At 49.4% G+C, this 23,782-nt stretch carries 19 protein-coding genes; 3 read left to right on the top strand and 16 right to left on the bottom strand.

From position 1 onward, the window contains the following. Positions 1–68 precede the first annotated feature (68 nt). The 5 genes from MH144_RS12870 to MH144_RS12850 all read right to left on the bottom strand — a co-directional run bounded on the left by MH144_RS12870 (position 69) and on the right by MH144_RS12850 (position 5,655). Positions 69–1,286, bottom strand: coding sequence for an MFS transporter (locus MH144_RS12870; RefSeq protein ID WP_239300340.1), 1,218 nt, complete (start codon positions 1,284–1,286; stop codon positions 69–71). Positions 1,287–1,398: 112 nt separating this feature from the next. Further along, on the bottom strand, positions 1,399–2,214 hold the full coding sequence (locus MH144_RS12865; protein ID WP_127537890.1) for a carbohydrate ABC transporter permease: 816 nt from the start codon (positions 2,212–2,214) through the stop codon (positions 1,399–1,401). Between the two features lie 40 nt (positions 2,215–2,254). Then, complete coding sequence (locus MH144_RS12860) at positions 2,255–3,127, bottom strand: carbohydrate ABC transporter permease (protein ID WP_174818694.1); 873 nt, start codon at positions 3,125–3,127, stop codon at positions 2,255–2,257. A gap of 3 nt (positions 3,128–3,130) precedes the next feature. Further along, positions 3,131–4,405, bottom strand: coding sequence for an ABC transporter substrate-binding protein (locus tag MH144_RS12855; protein ID WP_239300339.1), 1,275 nt, complete (start codon positions 4,403–4,405; stop codon positions 3,131–3,133). Positions 4,406–4,452: 47 nt separating this feature from the next. Beyond that, a complete protein-coding gene (locus MH144_RS12850; protein WP_239300337.1) occupies positions 4,453–5,655 on the bottom strand; it encodes an LLM class flavin-dependent oxidoreductase in 1,203 nt (400 codons plus the stop codon). 434 nt (positions 5,656–6,089) lie between these two features. On the opposite strand from MH144_RS12850, the gene MH144_RS12845 reads away from it, so the two are divergent. Next, positions 6,090–6,962, top strand: a complete 873-nt coding sequence (locus tag MH144_RS12845; protein ID WP_239300335.1) for a helix-turn-helix transcriptional regulator — start codon at positions 6,090–6,092, stop codon at positions 6,960–6,962. Positions 6,963–7,064: 102 nt separating this feature from the next. Here the strand turns inward: MH144_RS12845 and MH144_RS12840 are convergent, their stop codons facing one another. From MH144_RS12840 to MH144_RS12815, 6 genes are all read right to left on the bottom strand, one after another. Further along, on the bottom strand, positions 7,065–7,988 hold the full coding sequence (locus MH144_RS12840; RefSeq protein ID WP_239300333.1) for a hypothetical protein: 924 nt from the start codon (positions 7,986–7,988) through the stop codon (positions 7,065–7,067). Between the two features lie 8 nt (positions 7,989–7,996). Further along, complete coding sequence (locus MH144_RS12835) at positions 7,997–9,364, bottom strand: nucleotide sugar dehydrogenase (RefSeq protein ID WP_239300331.1); 1,368 nt, start codon at positions 9,362–9,364, stop codon at positions 7,997–7,999. Between the two features lie 62 nt (positions 9,365–9,426). Next, positions 9,427–10,233, bottom strand: coding sequence for a response regulator (locus MH144_RS12830; RefSeq protein WP_221805408.1), 807 nt, complete (start codon positions 10,231–10,233; stop codon positions 9,427–9,429). A 109-nt stretch (positions 10,234–10,342) separates the two neighbouring features. Further along, positions 10,343–11,740 (bottom strand): glycosyltransferase family 2 protein, encoded by a 1,398-nt coding sequence (locus MH144_RS12825; RefSeq protein WP_239300329.1) that lies wholly within the window; start codon positions 11,738–11,740, stop codon positions 10,343–10,345. A 22-nt stretch (positions 11,741–11,762) separates the two neighbouring features. Continuing rightward, positions 11,763–12,971: a HEAT repeat domain-containing protein gene (locus MH144_RS12820; RefSeq protein ID WP_239300327.1), complete on the bottom strand. Its 1,209-nt coding sequence runs from the start codon at positions 12,969–12,971 to the stop codon at positions 11,763–11,765. Positions 12,972–12,997: 26 nt separating this feature from the next. Then, positions 12,998–15,223, bottom strand: coding sequence for a hypothetical protein (locus MH144_RS12815; RefSeq protein WP_239300325.1), 2,226 nt, complete (start codon positions 15,221–15,223; stop codon positions 12,998–13,000). 859 nt (positions 15,224–16,082) lie between these two features. Here MH144_RS12815 and MH144_RS12810 point away from each other — a divergent pair. Then, on the top strand, positions 16,083–17,327 hold the full coding sequence (locus MH144_RS12810) for a DNA polymerase IV (protein WP_239300323.1): 1,245 nt from the start codon (positions 16,083–16,085) through the stop codon (positions 17,325–17,327). Next, on the top strand, positions 17,324–17,665 hold the full coding sequence (locus tag MH144_RS12805) for a YolD-like family protein (RefSeq protein WP_239300321.1): 342 nt from the start codon (positions 17,324–17,326) through the stop codon (positions 17,663–17,665). Before MH144_RS12810 ends, MH144_RS12805 begins: the two co-directional genes overlap by 4 nt. A gap of 253 nt (positions 17,666–17,918) precedes the next feature. Here MH144_RS12805 and glsA read toward each other — a convergent pair whose 3' ends face one another. From glsA to MH144_RS12780, 5 genes are all read right to left on the bottom strand, one after another. Continuing rightward, positions 17,919–18,860: a glutaminase A gene (gene glsA / locus MH144_RS12800; protein ID WP_110759196.1), complete on the bottom strand. Its 942-nt coding sequence runs from the start codon at positions 18,858–18,860 to the stop codon at positions 17,919–17,921. Positions 18,861–19,096: 236 nt separating this feature from the next. Beyond that, entirely contained in the window at positions 19,097–19,444 is a 348-nt protein-coding gene (locus MH144_RS12795; RefSeq protein WP_239300319.1) for a GNAT family N-acetyltransferase, read from the bottom strand. Between the two features lie 218 nt (positions 19,445–19,662). Beyond that, a complete protein-coding gene (locus MH144_RS12790) occupies positions 19,663–20,901 on the bottom strand; it encodes an L-lactate MFS transporter (protein ID WP_481857359.1) in 1,239 nt (412 codons plus the stop codon). 210 nt (positions 20,902–21,111) lie between these two features. Beyond that, on the bottom strand, positions 21,112–21,903 hold the full coding sequence (locus MH144_RS12785) for a LytR/AlgR family response regulator transcription factor (protein ID WP_239300317.1): 792 nt from the start codon (positions 21,901–21,903) through the stop codon (positions 21,112–21,114). A 7-nt stretch (positions 21,904–21,910) separates the two neighbouring features. Next, positions 21,911–23,578, bottom strand: a complete 1,668-nt coding sequence (locus tag MH144_RS12780; RefSeq protein WP_239300315.1) for a sensor histidine kinase — start codon at positions 23,576–23,578, stop codon at positions 21,911–21,913. Positions 23,579–23,782 lie beyond the last annotated feature (204 nt).

Raw genomic sequence — 23,782 nt, 5'->3', positions numbered from 1 at the left:
GCTTGTCCAGCCTCCATTTCCGTAGGCAGGCAGACCCGCACAAAAGTTGCGCTTGAATTTATTTACATCTACTCTGCCAGTTCCTGACCCTTCGTTTCCCGGCCGAGGAACAGTACAGCCGCTGCTCCAATCAGGATCGTCACGAAGAAAATCGTGAAAATCAGGCTGATGGCCACCTCACGCTGAACCAGCATACCGACCATCAATGGAGCAAGGACGCCCCCGATGCGGCCTACCGATGTAGCAAGACCCACACCTGTCGAACGAACCGAATCTGGATACAATTCCGGACTATACGCGTACAGACCGCCCCATGCCCCCAGATTGAAGAAAGAAAGACAGATGCCTGCGGTGAGAATCGCCGCTTCGGTTGTTGCCAAACCAAAAGCAATCGCACTCACTGCCGTCAGTGTAAGATAAACAACGAGGACGAATTTGCGTCCGTACCGCTCGATAAAATAAGCCGCTGTAAAGTAACCTGGCAGCTGTGCCAAGGTCATAATCAGCACGTACTGAAAGCTTTTGACCAGGGTGAAGCCTTTGGCCATCACGACGGAAGGCAGCCACAGGAACATGCCATAGTAGGAGAAAATCACCGTAAACCACAAGATCCAGAGCATGATGGTTGTCCGGCGATGCGGAGCAGACCAGACAGCAGCCACTTTCTCCCGGAACGTCGTCTTCCGGATGCTTTTGTTTTGTTTGTAACGCGGCGGGTCCTGAATGACACGTCGCAGATACAGCGCGTAGAATGCCGGAACGGCACCAATGGCAAATGCAATTCTCCAGCCGTATTCCGGGATGACAAAGTTGGCAATGAGTGCCGATACAATCCAGCCTCCAGCCCAGAAACTCTCCAGCAGCACGACGGCACGGCCGCGTTCTGCCGTCGGCATGGACTCTGATACCAGTGTGGAGGCTACAGGCAGCTCTCCACCAAGTCCAATTCCAGCAACCAGGCGCAGTACGCACAGTACGGCAAAGCCGGTCGCCAGTGCAGACAAACCGCTCGCAATCGTGAAGATTAACAGGGTCCACATCAAAATGGCCTTACGGCCAAAACGGTCAGCGAGTGCACCCGCAAGTAATGCACCCAGCGCCATACCGATGGAGTTGATACTGGTCAGCACACCGACTTGTCCGGGACTGAGGCTCCATTCCTTGGCAAGAGCTGCCACGATGAAGGAAATCATGCCGACTTCCATTGCATCAAACAGCCAGCTCATCCCGGCACTGAACAGCAGCTTGCGCTGCTTGGGATTCCGCAACACTTCCAGTTTAGTCATAACGATAGCTCCTTGATCTCTATGTAGTCATTCTGACACTAAACCATTATTATGCAGAATGATCCAGAAATCAATGAAAAATACGCTCTTCTTCACGTCACCTTCCAATAGCTCACCCCTTGAGTGAACCCGCTGTCAGACCTGCAACAAAATAACGCTGGAGCAAAATGAACAGCACAATCATCGGAATGGCTGTCACCAGTACTCCTGTCAGCATCATCGGATAGTTCGTCACATACTCCCCGCGGAACTGCATAAGTGCCAGCGGTAACGTCAGTTTGGACTTGCTGCTGAGCATGAGCATCGGAATGAGCAGATCATTCCAAACCATGACAAGCAGGAACGTAGCTGTAGCTGCAAGTGAAGGCGCAGCCAGCGGAAGCGCAATCCGTGTGTAGAGCCGCCACTCGCTTGCCCCATCCATGCTTCCCGCCTCCAGAATCTCGGCATTCAGCATGCGCATGAAACCCGTCAGCATGAATACGGAGACAGGCATCAGCATGGCGGCCGATACAACGATCAGTCCCGTCAGACTGTCCGACCATCCCAACGTACGTGTAAGGGAGTAGATCGGCAGCATGCTGACCTGGGAAGGAACAATAAGCCCAGCCACAAACAGCCCAAACACAATCTTACCCACACTTCCGCCCCAGCGAACAATGGCGTAGGCAATCATGCTGCTCAGCAGCAGCTCAATCACCACCGTACCTAGTGTTACGACAAGACTGTTGCCGAAATATTGCCACATCGGCTGATTGCGAAACATGCCCGTAACGTTATCCCAGGTAAACGGATCAGGCCAGCTGAATGGACTGGTGAAGAAATTGCTGCTTGTTTTGAATGAGGATACAAATACGAAGTACAGCGGCACGATAATCAGCAGCGCGTACACCAACAATATCAGGCGATTGAACCATTTTAGAAACATGTGAACTCCCTTCTGCCTCTTGTGCGAGCACGTTCCGGCATCAATAGCTTACCCGATCAGCACGCAGTGCCTTGAACTGCACAAACGTCAGCAAAGCCAGCAGAACCAGGAAGATCATTGAACCCGCAGAAGCGAGGCCAAATGAATAGCTGCCAAAGGCGGTATGATAAATATACGTCGTCAAAATTTCAGTCGCGTAGTTCGGACCTCCGTCCGTCATGGTGAAAATAAGATCAAAAGCTTTAAACGATTGGATCGTTGTATAGGCAACGACAATCGTAGCCGAAGGGGCAAGCAGCGGCCAGGTCACCGTACGGAATACCTGCCATTTGCTGCCGCCGTCCATTCGAGCGGCCTCATAGAGTTCAGCCGGAATGCCTTGCAAGCCTGCGATAAACACAATCATCATTTGTCCGGCGTGAGCCCAGACCTGTACGGCTGCAATGGAGTAGATTGCAATTTTGGGATCACCGATCCAGTTGCGTGCAAGACTCTCCATCCCTGCCCCGTTCAATCCATAGTTAATCAATCCAATGGATGGGTCATACATGAAAGCCCAGATCAGTCCAACCGATACAGAGGACAAAATGGCCGGGAGAAAATACAGGGCGCGAAGCACGATCCGCGTTTTGGTGTTTCGGACGAGCAGTAAGGCCAAAACAAGTGAAATAAAGGTTTGGGCAATAACCACCGTGAGCATGAATTCAACGTTATTGCCAAAAGCCTTGCGAAAGACGATGCTGCTGAGACTGTCTTTATAATTATCCAGCCCTACAAACGCATACGACGGGGATACCCCGTCCCAATCCGTAAAGGAGTAGAACAGCCCCGTCAATGTAGGAAATACGAACAGTCCCACGTACAGCAGCAACCCGGGTAACAGAAACAGGGATAGCTGAATACGATTCTTCATGACTTATTTCCCGATATGCTGATCAATGATCGCTTGTGCCTGCTGCGCGGCTTCTTCAGGGGAAGTCCCGCTAAGCACGGCCTGAATGGAGTTGGTGATAGCCTTCTGATTATCTCCATTCAGAATGGTGAACCGCGGCTGGAACACGGTCTTTTTGTTTGCCCACTCCCCTGCAACCTGAAGTTCGGCAGAATCATACTTCACGTCATTTACAGTTACGTTCTGACCCGTCTGGTTGGCATACTCCCCAGCCACTTCGGGTTTGCTCAGAAACTCGATAAACTTCTTGGCTTCTTCCGGATGTTTGGACTTGCTGTTTACCGCAAGCATAAACGTCGTGGTATGAACCCCTTCATACTTTGCCTGATCTGCACTTACTGTGATGGGTGCAAGCAGCTTTTGCTCCAAATTCGGATTTTGCAGCTTGTTCTGAGCCAGCTGATAGGAACCACTTGCAAGCATGGCTGCCTTCTCCTGAATGAACAGCGCTCCCGCCGCCGGGTCCTTGGTACCCAGTGCATCCTGCTGGAAGTAGCCTTTATCGTTCAGTTCCTTCATTTGCGTGAGTGTTTTTACCCAGAACTCATCTGTGAGTTTCGCCTCTCCTGCTTCCACTTTGGTAAAAATGTCGTCACTTGGTGCATTATTCATCACCATGGTGTTCATGAACTGCCCTGGACCAATGTCCGCTCCGGCAAATGCGATCGGGATAATTCCGTTGTCTTTCAGTGTCTGGCAGAGCGCCAGAAAACTGTCCCAGTCCTTCGGCGGTGTCAGACCGTATTTTTCAAACAGCTTCACATTATAAATTGGATCGTTGTATACGAGCTGATACGGAATGGCATATTGCTTGCCATCCAGCTGGCCTGCCTCGATCAGCTTGGAGTTATAGGCAGAGAGAAAAGATGATCCTGTCAGGTCCGTGAACAATCCGGCTTTGGTAAAAGCATCGAATTGTGCACCCGGGAAGGAAGCAAATACATCCCCTACCGAACCATCACTGATCTTGGATTGAACTGTGGATTGATACTGGTCAGAAGGAAGCGTCTGCATCTCCACATGAATGTTCGGGTTTTCCTTTTCAAATGCATCAATGGTCTTGTTCAGTGCTTCAGCATCTTCACCGCGCCAGTGCATGAAGCTGATGGTGACTTTGCCTGAACCGGAGGCACCGTTATCGCCTGCTGCAGAGTTACCCCCGCCCCCACAAGCGGACAGCAGCAATGACAAGACCAGCATACTGACCAGGGGAAGGATGAATTTTTTATTTTTTCTCATGAAAGACGACCTCCTAAGAGTAATGATGAATTAGATGATAATTTGAATTAAGTGTTGCTTAGCTGATGCTTCACATTTCTCGTACTCCACTTGCTGCGAATGATTGGCATCACTTTATCGCCAAATATTTCGGCTTCTTCCAGATGCGGATACCCCGACAATATGAATGTGGTTACGCCGAGATCCGCGTATTCCATCAGACGCTCTGCAACTTGTTCTGCCGTACCGACGATGAGGATTGCCCCGCCTGAACGAACAACGGATAAACCTGTCCACAAGTTGGGCCCTACAACGAATTGCTGTTTCTCGGACAATTCACGGAGTTCATTCTGTCTGCGCTGGTTGGTAGCGTCAGTCTCAGCGAAAGCCACTTTTGCTTTTTCGATGGCTTCAGGTGGAACTTTGCTAATAATCTCCCACGCTGCTGCCCAAGCTTCTTCCTCGGTATCCCGAATGAGCACCTGTGCCCGCATCCCATAACGCAGCTGGCGATCCTGTCCTGTTTCCTGTTTCACCTGTTCGCGGATCATTTCAATTTCCTCAATCTGTTCCTGGATCCAGTCGTGCGGTTCACCCCACATAAGGAACGTGTCGGCATGCTCTACAGCCACTCTTTTGGCAATAGGTGAACTTCCGCCCAGATAAAATGGCGGGTAAGGCTTCTGTACCGTTTCCGGCATGCCTACAGGGCCTTTGAAGTTGTAATATTGTCCATTAAACTCCAGATTCTCATTACTGGATGCTTCCGCATTCGATTTGGAACTACTGCCAGCAAACTCGGTCAGATTGAGTCCAGTCGACTGTGTCCACGAACGCTTCATCACTTCCATATACTCGCTCGCCCGTACATAACGTTCGTCATGGGCATGCGCCAGCGGATCTCCCAGTTCCTCCAAATCTCGGACCGAGCTGCCTGTCACGACATTAATCATGGCACGTCCGCCAGAGAGCTGATCCAGTGCAGCACCCATCCGTGCGGCGAGCACCGGTGTAACCAGGCCTGGTCGAATGGCCACCAGAGGACGAAGTGTTTGAGTATGACTCATCACTGCCGAACCGACGACCCAAGCATCCAGACATGCCCCACCGGTCGGGATCAATACAAATTCAAATCCTGCCGTTTCGGCCGATTGTGCTACCTGTATCAAATAATCCAGGCTCGGCTCCCGTTCAGGGGCGACCCCAACATATTTTCCGTCTCCAGCCGTTGGCAAAAACCATCCGAATTTCAGTTCTTCGTGTTCACTCATATAAGTTCATTCCTCTCTGTTGATAAATTGGACTACTGAATTGTTACTCTCCCACTACGGTTACAGAAAACCTTTCGCTCCCTCTTATCCCCAGATTTCTTTGGAATTCCCTTTCCAAGGGAAAATCCAGTGATAAAGACGTAGGCTTCGCTTCTCCAGGTCTTGTCTGTCCCCTTCGTTATCGTTTCATTCTTACATTTATAAAACACAAAACCGATTAATTAACTTGGTTTAATAGGTATGGACATCATATCAATTGATTTGTCTGTGATCAATGTCATTTTACGACAACTTATTTTTGTCATTTTGTGGTCATCTTACAGGAATAAGTCATACTCTTCTTGAATATGCACAAAACCCACCTGTATAATAGGTTATAATAATAACAACTAGCAAACATTAGAAATCAAACTTATTTTAAAGAGGTGTTCCTGATGACGGACAGCATGAAGGAGGACCACCACGAGTTTTTGGATATTATTTTTTTTACTCCTTCCGAATTCGAGAAAGCTGGTGGAGCCTGGCCTATACGAATTGGACGTAATATCGCCAAGAACAATTATCATATCGGCCCTCGTACAACGCCCTATCATTACCTGCTGTTTGTCCTCGAGGGAGAAGGGACATTTATACAGAACGGAAAACAGTATCCTCTCAGGGCACGGGATGCTTTCTGTCTGTTTCCACATGTCACCCATGAGTATTGGACTGAACCCAAGGAGCCGCTGCAGAAGATTTTTATCGCCTTTGACGGTAGGCATGCAACCGAACTTCTCTCGCGAGTTGGTCTTACGCCAGATGCTCCTCACCGTCCAGGTATACTGACCCCAGAGACGGCAAGTGGAATGCGTGCTTTTATGGAGGAAGTTCGCAGACCTCAGGGGGGAGCAAGTGACCTGGGACGCCTCACCCGGTTTCTCGGTCTATTCGATCGAGTTTCCCGTACCTCTGCCGCCAAGGGGCTGCAGCCGGATGCGGCTATCCCCTGGCTGCAAAAAGGCAAGGAATACATGGACATTCATTTTGCCGGAGGGATCACGGTAGAAGGCGTGTCTGCTCACGCGGGGGTGGACCGAACTCATTTTGCCAAACAATTTCGCAAAGCGTACGGGTTATCTCCGGTGCAATACATCCAGCAGCTCAAAATGGACCAGGCCAAACGCCTGCTCGTCCAAACCCCTTTAACCTTGACGGAGGTAGCTCATTCGGTAGGTTATCCGGATTTATTTTCCTTCTCCAAAGCGTTCAAAAAGCAGGTAGGTCTGCCACCCAATCGGTACCGGACAAGTGAAAACGGTAAAAGTTGATTATCGTGTCAGACGCGTCAAAAAGCGAATAGCAAAAGAAAAAGGCAAGTTTCCTTTAACCGGAAACTTGCCTTTTTGGTGTCTGCTTTTCCATGCTACCCGCTACTTCTCCTCATCACTTTTGCGAGCCAGGGGAAGACCGTTTTCCTTCGCATACCACGCTTCATAATGATGCACAGCGACTCCGGCAAAGGAGGAATGAGATGCGGCCAGGTCAAACACCTTGGCGATCTCTTCATCCATATTGCTTATGGATTTCCGGAAAAAGGTCAGATGCTCGCCCTCATGCGTATCGGCCAGCTCCGCTCCGATCCATACGTCCTTGTCCAATTCATCCGCTTCATCCAGCTCTTCCTTCGACAGGTCATACATCTGCTGACCACTATCCCGATAGGCCATGATCGCAACGGCATCAAACTGGTCAATGACCCACCTGCTGAACGTTCCTCCGCCTTCGGATGCCCGACGGGCATCCAGCCAGAACGGTATGGCTGCGCTCATATAGAGTCCCGCATCCTTACCCGCTTTTGTCCAGGCCTTCATATTCTCACTCCACTCTGCAATGACGCTGTCCTGCTCATTCTCCCAGCGCTGCAGTTGGTAGGGCTCCACATCCAGCTGAATGCCTTCGAAACGCTCGTTTTTGGCCGAAGCGGCATTATACGCACGGATGCGCTCAATGAAAGCGAGTCCCTCTTCCTGTTTGTCCTTGTAGGCCCAGTCCGCATGACCATTCAGGGCATGTACCTGGATCTCTGCCTGCCGGGCAGACGCAATGAATTTGCGATACGTATCATCAGATACTTCATCCTGCATCTGCAGGAAAATGACATCTACACCCTGCTCCTTGGAGAAGGAGATAATATCCGGGGTCTGTTCTGCGATGATGGAAGCATCCCACAGCCAGGTCGCTTTTTTCTCCTCTGCCGAAAACCATTTGAACAGCCAGGGCAGCAGCAGCAAACAAAAGGTCAGAGCGAGCAAAGCCCATTTTGTCCTCGCCGACATCCTGCCCCAGCGAATCATGTTGTTTCTCAGACGAGCAACGCTTCACTTGGTTCCAGCACAGGATGCTGAACCGAGTGTCCAATTTTGTAAATGTGCGGCTGTGTGTATGTCCGGAACGCATTGCGTGTATCCAGAATCGGCACACCCAAATCGGCAATATCGCTGTATGGCAGATCTCTATGGTTGGTAATCAGCACGATGCAGTCATATTTCTTGAATTGCTCCAGGTTGAATGCTTCGCTGTACACCGTATCGTCATGCTTGTCACGGAAGGAATCAGCATACGGATCGTAGTAGCTGACATTCGCTCCGCTTTCCTTGAACAGTTCATATACTTCAAGTCCTGGTGACTCACGCAGGTCTGCAATATTCGGCTTGTACGACATGCCGAGCAGCAGGATGTTGGAGTTCCGAACAGATTTCGCGTATTCGTTCAAAATCGTTGATGTTTTGTTCAGAACATAGTATGGCATGTTGTCATTGGTCGATTGTGCCAGCTCGATAAATTTGCTGTAGAAGCGGAACCCTTTCGCTTTCCAAGACAGATACATTGGATCAAGCGGAATGCAGTGACCGCCGATGCCTGGGCCTGGGTAGAATGGCATGAATCCGAAAGGCTTCGTCGCCGCTGCATCAATGACTTCCCAGATGTCGATACCCATGCGGTCACACATCATTGCCATTTCATTCACGAACGCAATGTTTACACTGCGGAACGTATTTTCCAACAGTTTGGACATCTCCGCCACTTTTGGTGAAGATACCGGTACAACCGTTTGTACATACTTGCTATACAGCGCCGTTCCGAGTTTCAGGCAGGCTTCCGTTGTCCCGCCGATCACTTTCGGCGTATTATACGTGGTGAAACGTCCGTTGGACGGGTCCACCCGTTCAGGCGAGAAGCAGAGGAAATAGTCCTTGCCGGCTTCATGTCCGATTTTGTCCAGCTTTTGCTGAATCAGCTCTTCCGTTGTACCCGGGTAGGTTGTGCTCTCCAGGGTAATCAGCATGCCCGGTTTCATGTGCAGTTTGATCTGATCCACCACTGTCTCGATGTAGGATGTATCCGGATCCTGATTCTCACTGAGCGGAGTTGGCACGCAAATGCTCAATGCATCAATGACACGCAGCATGCTGTAATCCGTTGTAGGCTGAAAACGGCCTGTTTGCATCACTTTTTTCAATTCCTCGGACGAGATATCGTGAATATAGGAATCCCCATTATAGATACTGTCGACCTTGGACGCGTCCAGGTCAATACCGATTACCGTAAAGCCTTGATTCACCATTTCCACGGCAAGTGGAAGTCCTACGTACCCGAGCCCGACCACGCCGAGCACCGCTTCTTTGTTTTCAATGGCATTCAGTAATGTATGGAATTGTTGATTCTCCATGATATTCCCTCCAGGTTAATGTATTTGTAGTGTTCCGTAAATCCGTTCGGTTGAACATCTTATTAGTGCAAGCAGCGACGAATACGCGCATCCAGCTCCACAGGGGAGAAGGGTTTGGTCATATAATCGTCCACACCGCTGCGGAAGCATTGGCTGATTGTCTGTTCAACACGCTGCTCGGTCAGCACAACGATTTTCGGCGGCTGCTCGACCTCCAGGTTCTGTATATGGTGAATGAACGGCAGGCCGTCAATCCCATACAGATTCAATTCGGTCAGCACCAGGTCAGGTGACACCTTCTCAATCAATTCAAGTGCAGCCAGGCCATCTACAGCTTCATACGTCTCATAGCCTTGCATTTTCAGGCGCAGCTGCAGAAACTCACGAACCGTCGGATCGTTATCCACGATCAAAATTCTGCCCGGCTCGTCCGCCGTCTTGTCCAGCGTATAGATATGAATCTCCGACGGGTCAACCAGCTTCGCAGATTCAGCCATATGTTGAATCGTCGCCTGAGAAGGACGCTCACTATCCTTGAAGCTCGCAAGTGTAATCTGTGGCTCGGCTCCAGGAACCGTCTCCTGCAGCTCATGCTTGATGCGAAGCCCTTCATAGTGAACTTCGTTCAGCGTCAAACCAGGCAGCAGGACCGCAAGCGTCTGAGTTGCCCCATCCTTCCACAGCTGGAAGGCAAACTCGCTCGTTTGCTCCAGATAATTCCTGACCTGCTGCTCCGGCTGGGCCTGTACGCCTCCGCAATGGATGAACATTAAGCCGCATGTTCCGGCACCCGTATCCTTCAATCCCTGTTCCACACTTCGGTACACATTAACGGCAGCTTCACGCTGCAATGTTGCCGTATTAGGCATGTTCTTTTCCACCCTTCTCCCTTGGTTATCTATTCTGTTACTGCTGTATTGCCATTAGTACCAATTCGATGTTGCCCAATGTCCTGCACCTCTCGATGCAGGCTGCGAATCAGGCAGCTTCGCTTCCCTTTTGTTCCTCGGACCAACTCTGACGTGTCATGGTTCCCCATGAATTGTTGTTTTGCATGAACTGAATGTGTCCCTGCAATCTCCACAGAACGCCAAGCTGGTGATAGCCCACAAATTTCAGAGCCGAGTAAACCAGCATTTTGACCAGATCAGACAACTTGTTATATCTCCGGAACGCAATTTCTTCCAGAATCAATGCCCCTACACTCAGCAGATAACCGCTCACGAAGTTCAGCAATCCGAACAGAACAAGAATCGGCCACTGCGTCATATCGAGCAGCACATAACCAGCAAGAGCGATAAGACCAGTAATTCGGAAATAAGGGTTGAGCGCTTCAAAAATGACGTTGTATGGCATGGTCAGCATGCCCATCACCTTGTATTTCGGGTTGAACAGCATGCCGCGGTTCTCAAGCATGTTCTTCAGGTTACCGCGTCCCCAGCGCTTGCGCTGACTGGACAAGATGCGGTAGGAATCCGGTGCCTGTGTCCAGCAAACGGCTTCAGGACAGAAGGCAACGCGGTATTTCAATTTGTTTTCCAGCATATAGCGATGAAGCTTGATGATAATGTTCATGTCTTCCCCCGGATAACCATCCCGGTACCCGCCAACGGCTATAACAGCATCCTTGCGGAACATGCCGAAGGCACCCGACACGATGATCAGTCCATTCATATGGCTCCAGCCAATCCGTCCGCCCAGAAAGGCTTTGAGATACTCAATGGATTGGAACATCGGCCACATTTTGCGCGGCAGGGAGACATCCTGTACAGCTCCGTTTTCGATTTTGCACCCATTCGCTATGCGAACATCTCCGCCAATCGCCACAGTCTCTTCGGGATTCTCCATGTACATGCGTGCCATGCGGATCAAGGCATCCTTTTCCAGCAAAGAGTCTGCATCAATGGAGGAAATCAGCGGATAGTGGGACAGATTAATCCCCGCATTAAGCGAGTCTGCCTTTCCGCCATTTTCCTTGTCGATTACGTACAGATCCGGAAACTCCGGATTGTGGTATATCCCTCGAATGGTTTGACAAGGAATTTTGCCACGGATCTTTGTATCCGTTACAGGTTTCAGACGGTATTCCTTCAGCAGCACCTTCAAGGTACTGTCACTAGAACCGTCATTCACCACGATGACTTCGTACGTTGGGTAATTCAGGGTCATCAGACAGTTCACATTTTCAATAATCGTCAATTCTTCATTGTAAGCGGGCACCAGCAGGGATACTGAAGGCACCAGCTCCGATCCTGACAATGTGTTGTATTTGGAATAATGGGACCGTCTGAAAATGGTCCAGATGTTACGGAATGAAAGCGCCAGAATGGAAAAATACAGCGCATTTACAGCAACGACATAGTAGATGGCTACCATGCCATAAATCAATAACAGATCCCTAAGCAGTGTAATCCCCTCCTACCGCAGCCACACCGGTGCGTCTCTTCGTTGTTCGGTTACCCGGTACAGGGGCAAAATATTGATCATAGAGCAGTCTTCTCTTGTTGTGCACAATCATCTGGTCTACCGCTTTGTGATCGGCTCCGGATTGCTTCATCGTGCTCTCAATTTGCTGCATGGCAATCTCACGCTCAACACCGGTACCTTGTACCGCTGCCTGACACAAAGCTTCGAAACCGGGTTCACCCAGCTTGCTCAAGCTCTCAGCACTGTTATAGCGCACTCGCCAGTCTTCATCACGAAGCGCTTTGCGCAGCAGTGGAATGCTGCCTGCCGCATGCTTCGAACCGAGCGCCTGAACGACCTCTGCCCGCACTTCCGGGTCAGCATCCTTCATCAGCTTCAGAATCGTCTCATCCTGAAGTGCCGGACTTGCGCTCAGATACAGCTTCACCGCCTCTGCCCGTACATCCTGATGCTCTGCACCGACCAAGCGGTCAAGTGCCGGCATGACCTCCGGTACGGCTTGCCCCCACATGGCGACAAGTCCAACCTTTACAAAATCAGGATTGCGATCTTCCAGCAGCTCAATCAGAAGTCTGCTCGTATCCAGACTGGTCTCAAGCAAAATATCTGCAGCCAGATGATGAATCGACTTCCCTTTGGTCATTAACACTTCAAGCATGTCCTTCAATTCGCCCTGACGAGTCGTGCTTCTCGCAATGGAACGTCCAATCACGAATGCCATAGGTCCAGGCTTCTCATCCTTGAGCAATTCCATTAAGCCAGGAACGGCTTCGGGACAGCGCATGCCGCCCAATCGAAAAGCTGCATCGATCTGTCGGCCATAACGCAGCCGGCCAAGTTCTTTCAGATCATGCTCTATGAATCCTGCCTCGCGGCAGAGTGCTATCAATTTGTCCCGGTACTCTCCTTTGAATTGATCAATCCACTCAATAAGTTTGCTCTGGATCACTTGGCGTTCAACCGGAGCCAGCTTGCCGGGAGGCAATCTCAGCGGACGACCTTCAGTCAGTGCCGTTTGCAGATATGTGAAGTAATCCCGCTGCTTTTGTTTGTAAAAATCAATCTTGCGTCGTTTGCCGTTATGGGACACTTTCATGGCAAACAGCAGGATCACACCCAGAGCGACAAGCGCTATACAGATGTATAGGAATATATAGGCCAAAACCAAACTCGAAAACATGTGAAAAGGTCCTCCTTTATACTCATTTAATTCATCTGAGAACTTGGAATTTGTTCAAAGACTTTCTTCATTTCTTCGTAACTCAGCTTCATTCGTTCACTGTATTTCACCTGTTCCCACGGCTGCCAGCTATACACAGGCAAGGTTTTCAAATCGAGAATGTTCTGATCGCCTGCAGGCCAGGCTACACTGCCCGTCGATCGGTCTATTAACCATGGAACCAGCGTTATGCCTTCAGTCGTTACCGTTTTAAACTCCCGTCCCTCCTGCAGTGGTCCATAATCGATCACTTGCAGTGAACTTGGGTCACCAAACCCAAGCAGCATCCAGGGAATCCGCATCTCCACCTGATTACCGTCATACTGCCAGGTGGTCAATGAATCCGTATCGGACTGTCCGGGGGCGGTTGTTCCCCTCTTCAGGATACCCACCTTTTCATTCATAAACGGATGAGCGGACCGGGTATCCGGAGGCGTCATCCTCAAGCTGACTGCCAAATTCCACGGATGGAAGGGATCAGCAGCATCAGCTTGCTTGTCCGGCAGCATATCGTATCCTTCCTTACCGTACAGACGCTGGTTAAAATCATAATCCTTGGCGATTTCTACCTGGGATTCATCATCCTGCCCCAGCGTGATGACCGTTTCGAGACCGTCACTTAGCGTTCTTTCCGGAAGGCGCTCGCCAGGTTGATTGCCACCTGCCAGTGTATCCGTCCCTATGTGAAGTATCGTTTTATCTGGATCAAACGGCTGATCCAGCGTCATCCCAATATACAGATAGGCCTCGTCGTGGGTCAGCTTCATTTCCTGAATGCCGTTCACTTTTCCCTGCCACACTGTAACCTCTTCTTCGTCCAGCGCAGCCCAGTCATCCAGTTTCCCGTCGATGGTCAGCTGTTCCTGTTTGCCAGGATCCATGGCGAGCAGACCGAACATTTTCTCGTTGGTCAGCACGTTTAGCCAGTAGGCCCGCCGATCAGCAGGAATTTCGAAAGGCATCGTGTTCCAGGTTTTCTTGAACCATTCATCCTGCCACATGAACAAAATTGCTCCCGCATACCCTTCATCATAGATATCCTGAGTCAATGAAGCGTCAATGGCTCCTTGTTCAGCCTCGTTATGTCCACCCTGATCCCTTCCTCCCATGCCTAGATGAGAGATCCCCAGGGAAGAAGGTACACCATACTCTGTAACCATTACAGGCATATCGGAATACTCGGCTTTAAGCTTGCGTAAATAGCTTTTGTACGTGTTGTACTCGCCGTTTGCATCCTTGATTGTTTGAAGCGTCTGGTCCGTATGGAATAAGTCCGGATAGTAGGGATACACATGATATGCTGCGAAGTATCCTCCCTGCCATTCCTCCGGCTGAATATGACGGGCGTCCACACTGACGAGGTCCTCCTCATACAATGGTTCGCCTGGATGTTCCAGCACATCGGTTGTCACCCAATTGGTGAACGTCATCGGATGTTCCCAACCATACTTTTTCTCCAGAACGGCTGTGTAGTCCAGCAGCTCGGCTAACCAGTTCTCGAAAGGAGAAGCATCTGCTGTCCCGGAAAAATGAACGCCCTTGTATTGCGGAACATCGGGATGTTTTTCATTCGTGTTGTCTACCATCGTGGGATCCCACTCGGTGCCAACATGCCAGGCCATCAGATATTTACCGGCATTCTTCTTGTACTTGCCGCTGGAGGCTCCGGCCTTCTCGGGAATATCCGCATCCCCGTATACCGCGGTTACCGCTTTTTCAATCTCCTGCTTGAACGTCTGTTCAATGTGATCAGCAAAAGCGTCCTGCTTCTCAATCAACTCTTCTTCCGGCGACCATATACCCTGTATAAAATATAACGGTTGCTCCCGGCCACGGTTATAATCGACCAATGCAGAGTAAAAAATCGGTTCGTGGACCGTATAGACCCGTATGACATTGGCCCCCATTTCCTGAATCTGCTGGAACCACCTTAGGTAATCCTCTTCGGTCAGGGGAAATTCTCCTGGATAATATCCCGGTGAAGTTGCACCCAGGTTGACGCCCTTAACGAACATCTCCCTCCATGTTCCATCCGGCCCATATTCCATGAACCGGTCTCCCTCGGTCTTGAATTTCATCTCCGTGCCATTCTCTGCTGTGTAAGTTACGAGCTGGGGCTGCATGTAGTGCCAGCCGGCCAATATTCCACCGGTCAGTACAACCGCTCCCGTCAGCATCGTCAACATCCAGCGCTTTCGTCTTCGTCTGCTCATGGCTCCTGATTGCTCACCTCTCTATTATGCATCCTGCCTGTTTTCTTCTGAATCTGAATAAAGCTAACAGGCATGCAGCCATTCATACTGCTTGGATGTCCGCTCCGGGTAGAGATGCCAGCGGTGTGTTCTCACTATAGCGCCAAGTCTCCGCATTTGTAACTAGGCTGATGGAAGCAAACGTGAAATGCAACATTCTGCCCATAATCCGTAAAAACGGCCATCAACTTGCATTAAAAGTCTGTCTGACTTCTCAACTTCATGAATACCATTTGTGATGGTTAAAACCTAATTGTAAACGCCTTGACCTGTTGCAGTTCTCTACCCGTTAAAGTTATATGCAACGCGGTATGCAGCAGCTGTTTCTGCTTGAACACTTACCCCTTTAAACGCAAGTCATATGTTAAAGTTGCGGACGTTTTTACAGTATTAACCATAAAGATTACAAAATTGATACTATAGTCCGATAACGCATCAGTGAAAACCCGCGGCCTGTCAAGGTTTTCTGAAAAGTGCAGAAAAGCAAAAAAGGACATCAGTCCCCCCTTATAGGACTGTGCCCATTTATATTACTTTTACAAAAAACGAAATGAACACCGGGTCATCACCCTGAAGTCACGAATCTCTTACATCAAATGTAAAAAAGCACATCTTATTTCCTAAATTCTGACTCTATTATTCGTATTCCATAATTGTGTCCAATTTGCAAAAAAATTCCGGTTGCCGCTTTTGATCATTCGGGATATGCTTATAAAACAGGAACACTTGTTCCAATATGTAAATAAAATGTAAAAAACACGGCTGAATAGCTCGGTCTGTTCGTGAACAGCCGAATCATGGAACAAAGGAGAGACCCGTTATGTCCCGCAAAGATGGACGCGTCATTATGCTCGCAGACTGCCAGTCATTCTATGCCAGTGTGGAGAAATCGGCACATCCCGAATACAAAGACCGTCCCCTTGTCGTAGCGGGAGATCCGGCACGCCGTTCGGGTATCATCCTTGCGGCCTGCCCTCTCGCCAAATCTTATGGAATTACTACGGCTGAGCGACTGGGTGATGCCCTCGCCAAATGTCCGGACGTTGTCGTTGTTCGCCCCCGGATGGCGGAATACATTCGCGTATCGCTTCACATCACCCGGATTCTTCAGTCCTTCACTGACCTTGTTGAGCCATACAGTATTGATGAGCAGTTTCTCGATGTCACCGGAAGCCTGGATCTGTTCGGCAGCCCGGAGACGATTGCCCGCAGCATTCAATCCAGGGTCATGGAGGAGACCGGGGTATATATTCGGATCGGTATCAGTGATACCAAAGTGGTGAGCAAAATGGCCTGTGACTTATATGCCAAAAAAATCCCCGGAGGCATCTGTGTACTGAATCGTAAGGACATGGAGAAAACAATCTGGACCAAACCTGTCCGGGAGATGTTCATGGTCGGTTCACGGATGGGGAGACATCTCTATAACATGGGAATTCACACCATTGGTGATCTGGCACAGACGCCTCTGTCCAGACTGAGGGAACGCTGGGGAGTTAATGGTGAAGTAATATGGCGCATTGCCCGCGGCATGGATGAATCACCCGTGAAACCCGGGACATACACGCATCAGCAGCAGGGCATCGGACATCAGATGACGCTTCCCAGAGATTATGAGTCCTGGGAAGAGATCAAGGTTGTCCTGCTTGAGCTGGCAGAGCTCGTCTGTCGACGTTCACGGGACAAATCACTGATGGGCAACGTTGTCTCCGTGGGATGCCGTGGGCAGGACTACGACCGCCCAACTGGCTTCTCGCGCCAGATGAAGGTAAACGAGCCAACCAACATTACAGATGAAGTCTACGATGCGGCCGCGGCGCTCTTCCTTCGTCATTGGGACGGATTACCCATCCGCCGCATCAGCATTTCCTTGACCGGGCTGGTGCCTGATTCCGAAGTGCAGCTGTCCTGGTTCGATGATCGTGAACGCAAAAGAGAACTGGAACGTGCGACAGATGACATCAAGCGCAAGTTCGGAGACACCGCCATCATGCGGGCTTCCTCGCTCTGCTCGTCTGCACAGGCACAAGACCGTTCCCATAAAATCGGAGGTCATTACAAATGAGTAAAAAACTACAGCAAAACGGACTCTTTGAGTCTTCACGCATGATGCTTCCCGAGCACCGGGAAGCTTACATTCTCCATCAGGAAAAGCTTGCTCCCCGTACCCGTCCATCACTGGATGCTCAGGCAGCGGAAGAAATGTCTCGTTTGCTCAGTAATTCAATGATGCTTGGAGATGCCGTGAGCATAACACTGTACCATGAACATGACGATATCCGGTTTACAGGACAAGTACTGAAGCTGGACCCTTCTGTCCGTACTCTCAGACTGCTAACACAAAGTGGGACCCGGGACATCCAGATGAATCTGATTACCAATGTGATACTGGCGAACGAATAACGTGGAAGGAAAAAATCCAACAGTCTGATCCTGCATCGTCAATATGAACTATGCACTTTACCAACTCTCATTAGCGAATATTCCGCGATAGATGCAGCCGAATTTATGCAAGCAGGACCGTTTTCCTACACTTTCAATAACGCTCTCTCAGGCATCCAAACACCCATTTTCGCCGGAGCTGACTTCGGCCCAAAGAAGCAAAATGACCGATATGTGATTCATCGGCCATTTTGGTGGGTATATGGGGAAATCTTCAGAAAAGACTCCAGTCAAACTCTTTGGAGAGACGCTCCAGCAAATGCACACCCGCAATGCTGTTCCCTTTACGATTCAGAGCTGGTCCTACAAGACCAATACCAAATTGGCCAGGAACAAGGGTGATAATTCCGCCGGATACACCACTTTTGGCAGGCAGTCCGACTTCAATGGCAAATTCGCCCGATGCATTATACATACCGCAGGTCGTCATGAAGGTTTTGGCAATCTGTACATAGCGACGGGGAATGAGCTCATTTCCGGTGATCGGATCTGTTCCGTCATGGGCAAGCACTAGAGCCATACGGGCCAGATCCGCACAAGTCACCTCGATCGAGCAGTGACGGAAATAGACACAGAGCACATCTTCCACATCTTCCTTGATTACACCATTATGCTTCAAAAAATAAGCCAGCGAACGATTCAAGTGACCTGTCTCCGATTCGGACCGGAAGACCTCTTCGTTATAATCCAGCCGATCATTATTCGCGAGCTTGCGGAAAAACTCCAGAATTCGCCGTGACTTCTCTTCCTTGCAGTCTCCCGCGACCAGGGAGGAGACCGTTATGGCTCCCGCGTTAATCAGCGGATTAAACGGGATACCCGGTTCAACCAGTTCAAGCTTGATCATCGAATTGTAATCATCACCCGTAGGTTCTTTTCCTACATTAAAGAAAACCGCTTCTTCCCCATGATCCATCAGGGCCAGAATAAGCGTGAACACTTTGGAGATGCTCTGCATCGTAAAGGGGACACCGCAATCTCCGGCAGACACATGATTGCCTTCGGCGTCCATAATATGTATGCCCAGCTCATCCTGTGAAGCCTTGACCAGTTCCGGGATATACGAAGCAACCTTTCCCTGCCCTGTATGCAGACGACTGGTCTCCAGCCATTCAGGCAGCAATTCGTTCAGACGCTCCATTACCGTATTGCTCATCTCCATCTCCTCCATATCTCTGTGCAGCATCCTGCATCATGCCCGGCCGGGTATGAGCTCCCATGCCAGGTATAAGCAGAATGTGTATATATCATTACCCTCCTGGCGTGATCGGTTACCGACGCACTTGAAGGTTTAATTCCAGAATTTCGCCGGGGAGTCCTTCCATATCGCCTGTCCATGTGGATACGAAGTTCTGTCTGATCAATATTCGACGGGATGCCAGGTTGGATGGGTCAATGATCGCGTAAAGCACACCAATACCCGCCGCCTGTGCCTTTAAAATGAGACGTGCCATGACCTTGGCCCCAGTACTCAGGCAAAACCATGTAGCCCATCTCCGCTCGGGATGAATCGGATTCATCCGGAATGAGTTTGGCGTATGCCAACCCAGCTCCATCTGCACCTGATACCCGGTAATATCCGCAGCTGGATTCCAGATTATAATCAAGCATGGATCGGAATTGTGTCTTCGCCTCATCCTCCGGGAGAGTACGTTCCGTAATTTGTTTCATCACTTCCATATTGGAAACCAGAGCATAATAGTCTGCAAAATCAGGTTCAGCATATTTAACGAAGTTCATTGAAATCCTCCTCCAGATCCGAACAGATGTTGTGGTCATTCAATTCACCTAGAGTATAGCAGAAGCACAGGATACAATGCACGTTGCCCCCGAGCCGTCCAGTACGAGCCAGCAGTTTTTGCCTATCCCTATTGGAAAAAGCGGCCTCCGCAGAGACCGCCATTCATTTATTTAATATAGAACATTACATTATAACGATATTCAAAATTCGGATTCACTCAGCTTGCCCGGGATGAAGGTTTGAGACTCATTTGACCTTCATGCTGACGTGTACGACGATTTTGACCCGGAGGTGTAATCATCAAGGCAAGCAGCAGGGAAACAGCACAGAGTATGGCAATAACGATAAACGTCAGATGGAATCCGCCCAGCAGGGCACTGATAAAGGAACCAGCCAGGGCTCCAATTCCAAATCCCTGATAGATGACGCCATAGTTTTTGCTCTGATTTTTCAGTCCGAAGTAATCCGCGACAATCGCCGGAAATACGGTAATGTTACCACCGAAACAGAACGCAACTGCAGCCACGCAGGCGAAGAACACGCCATAGGTCAGCGGAACGAGGCTTAGTGTCATGACAGCAGCTGCCGTAACCAGCAGTGCACCGGCAATCACTTTCATTCGGCCTACTTTGTCCGACAAGGCTCCCAAGATGATTCGCCCTGCCGTATTGAAGATCGCAACCATCGCTACGGCATTCGCAGCGGTAGCCACGTCAAGACCTGCCAGCTGCACGCCAATGTCTTTGACGATACCGATCAGATACAATCCACTCATACAAGCCGTGAAGAAAATAACGAACAGCATATACGCTTCTTTGGTTCGAAGCATTTCTTTTACCGTGTACTGATGACGAGTAACTTCCTGCTTCGCCCCTTCGGCCTTGCTAACGGGAGCCTGCTCACGAACAACGGCTTCACGAATCAGGAAAGATCCGGCCACAATCAGGACCAGGACAATGATGCCCCAATACATAAATGCCTGAGCAGGTCCTACAGCGCCAATCAATGCCGAGTTGACATATTTAAACAACAGACTGCCTGTACCAAAAGCACCAACGGAAATACCCGAGATGAGACCTTTGCGTTCCGGGAACCATTTGATCAAGTTGGATAACGACGTAATATAAGCGGTCCCGTCTGCGAATCCAACCACGAATCCTGCCAAAATGTAGAGCAGTGTGAGTGAAGTAACTTGAGAACTGAGCACCAGTCCCAGACCAAGAACAACCCCCGCAACACGGATCAGGCGCTGAAGTCCCCAACGTTCCTGCAGCCGGCCTGCAAACAGCGTAGCAAATGCGAGTGCAAAACTCGTGATGGAAAAAGTTATCGCGACCGAGCTGACGTCCCATCCGAAACGATCAGACAGCGGTTGATTAAATAAACTCCAGGTGTAGATGGTTCCAAGGCCCATTTGTACAATGATCGTTCCCAGTACAATAAGCCAACGATTCATTTTTATGGATGTCGTTGCTGAATTAGGTGCTGATGAAATAGCTGCTTTCATCGTGATCTCCCCTTTGCCGATGTCATGTCTGAGCACACTGTCCATCATTGGATGAATGACAATGCTGCTTTGAATGCGTTCACAAGCTAATCATACATGAAAGGGGATTCATAACACCGATTTAAGCATGAGTTGCATCAGATACGGAATGAAATGCCTCTATATGCGCATGAGCTGCCTGAATTCCTTGACCTTGCCCCGGCTTACTGGCACTTCCGCTTCCAGATCGCGCAGACGAAGCAGATAGGTATTGTTAAACCAGGGTACAATTTCACGAATTTGAGACAGATTGACCAGGTAAGAACGATGGCAGCGGAAGAAGGACTCCTGGGGCAGTCGGGAATGAAAATCCGTAATACTCACTGGCATCGTAAACTCACCATTTTTGGTATACACCTTCGTTACTTTCTCTTGTGCTTCCGCATAATAAATGTCGGCTGTATCCGTTACGATAATGTTATCGTTTCGCAGCAGATTAATTCGTATTCCACTTCCGGCAACAGATGCTTTGGGCGGTGATCCTTGCACAGAAATCTCATCCATCACTTGGGCCTGCCCGTGTTCACCCATTCCTTCTCCCGCATGATCGCGTTTGAAGGTATTCTCCAGTTTAAGCAGCATGGCTGCAATCCGTTTCTCATCGTAAGGCTTCAGAATGTAGTCAAAGGCTTCCAGCTCGAATGCTTCAGCCGCATGCTCCTTATAAGCTGTCGTAAAGACGATATAAGGCTTACTGGCGAACTTCCCAATATGATGGGCCAGCATCATGCCGTCCAGGGATGGAATGTTAATATCGAGAAAAATAACGTCGACTTCCTGCTCCTGCAGAAACTTCAGCACATCCAGTCCATCTTCCAGGCAGGCAACCACTTCAATCTGACTATGTTCCTGGATCAAATAATTCAATTCTTCACTTGCTGGAATTTCATCTTCCACGATAAGGGCTCTCATAGACCAATCACCTTGTTACGACATCTCCTTTGGGTACATCAAAAATAATATCGGTTCCTTGCTCCAGCCGCGTAATGGTTACACCTTGCCCATAAATGAGCTTCACTCGCCGATGAACATTATATAAACCAATCTGATTCCCCGGCATCCGGTCATGATAGACCTTATCAATGATATCGGGGTTAATACCAGCACCGGTATCACTGACTCCTATTCGTACAAAATCAGGGTAATCCTGTACCCGAATCCGCACCGTTCCAGGACCTTTGACCTTGAGGACACCATGAATAATAGCATTCTCAACCAGCGGCTGAATAACCAGACTTGGAATATGCACCGCCACTTCATCAATCTCATAGATCACGTTAAGCCTGCTGCCATAACGAGCCTTCTCAATCTCTACATAATTGCGGACCTGCTCCAACTCCTTATGGATATCGATCAGCTCATCCGACAGCTCCAGATTGTAGCGCATATATCCAGACAAATTCACGATTAGCTCCCGCGCCCGGTCAGGCTTCGTTCGAATCGAAGAAGCAATCGCGTTCAGCGCATTGAAGAGAAAATGAGGATGAATGGTTGTCTGCAACGCCCGCAGTTCCGCTTTGTTGGCGGTTGCCTTAATCTCTTCGACCCGGGATACTTCCATCTGAGTGGAAATAATCTGGGATAGTCCCACAGCCATCGTTTGCAGCGGATAAGTAATTTTATAGGCTTTACGGTAATAAATCTTCAAGGCTCCTGTGACCTCGCTCCGTTCCTTGAGCGGAATAATCAGCAGGGAATGAATATCCGGTGTTTTCTCATCGGTCACATCGTTACTGATCGTAATCTCTCCGCTGGAGATCGTCTGCTTCGTCATCTCGCTAATGATCTCATTGCCAATATGATATCGTTCTTCTCCAAACCCAACATAGGCCAGTACATTCCGTGTATTCGTAATGGCAACAGCGTCAGCCTGGATATCCTCTTGAATAATGCGACAGATGGTTCGCAGGGAATCCTCATCAATAGAGCGGAAGTAGGGCAGGGTTTTGTTCGCAATTTCCAAGGCCAGCTTGGCCTGGCGTGCTGCGATCATTTCCTTTTCCCCTTCCACACTCTGAACCAGCAGCACGATCAGTCCAATATTGACCTCACCTAAAATCATGGGCAATGCAATCTTGGATACAATGTCAGCACCGAGCGGGTCTGGATAGGAATATAGCAGGATCAGCAGCATCGTAAGTGCTTCACAGATCATCCCGGCCGCAATACCAATCATCCATCGCTTCGACTTGGGCGTATATTTATGAATGTAACCCGACACCAGACCGGCAATGATACTCGTAATGAGACACGGAATGGCTGTAACCCCATCCATATCAATTAAATAACGGTGCACTCCCGATACAATCCCCGTAATAATCCCTACAGGTGCTCCAAACAAAATTCCACCAGACAAAATGGCGATAATCCGTACATTCACCAGTGAACCTTCCACATTGATCCCGGTATAGGTGCCAAAGATCGCAAAAGCACAGAACAACAGCGTCACCGCCACATATTCCTGTGGCCTTAGTTTCCCCTTCTGCAAAATCTGTCTAAAACGAGGTACCCTTGATAAAAAGAATAAAAAGATAATTAGCAGCGCCGCCCGCTCAAACAAACCCAGCAGCATCGTAAACATTTCCATGAAGCCCGCTTCCTCCAAATTCATCAAAATCCAGCGTTATGCGTTATGCCTTACACCTTAATATTGCGTCTCCGGTTTTCGTTCCATTTTACTTGATCCTATGAATGCTCATTTTGCGTTCATCCCTTTTGCTCGTATGCACCAGTTTACCGCTCTGCCAAGGAGAAAGCAAAGTCATCAGGTGGAAATGAGAAGTAAAAGGAT

It is taken from the genome of Paenibacillus sp. ACRRY (assembly GCF_022346995.1).
Lineage (GTDB): Bacteria > Bacillota > Bacilli > Paenibacillales > Paenibacillaceae > Paenibacillus.
This window is presented reverse-complemented; position numbering and strand designations above follow the sequence as displayed.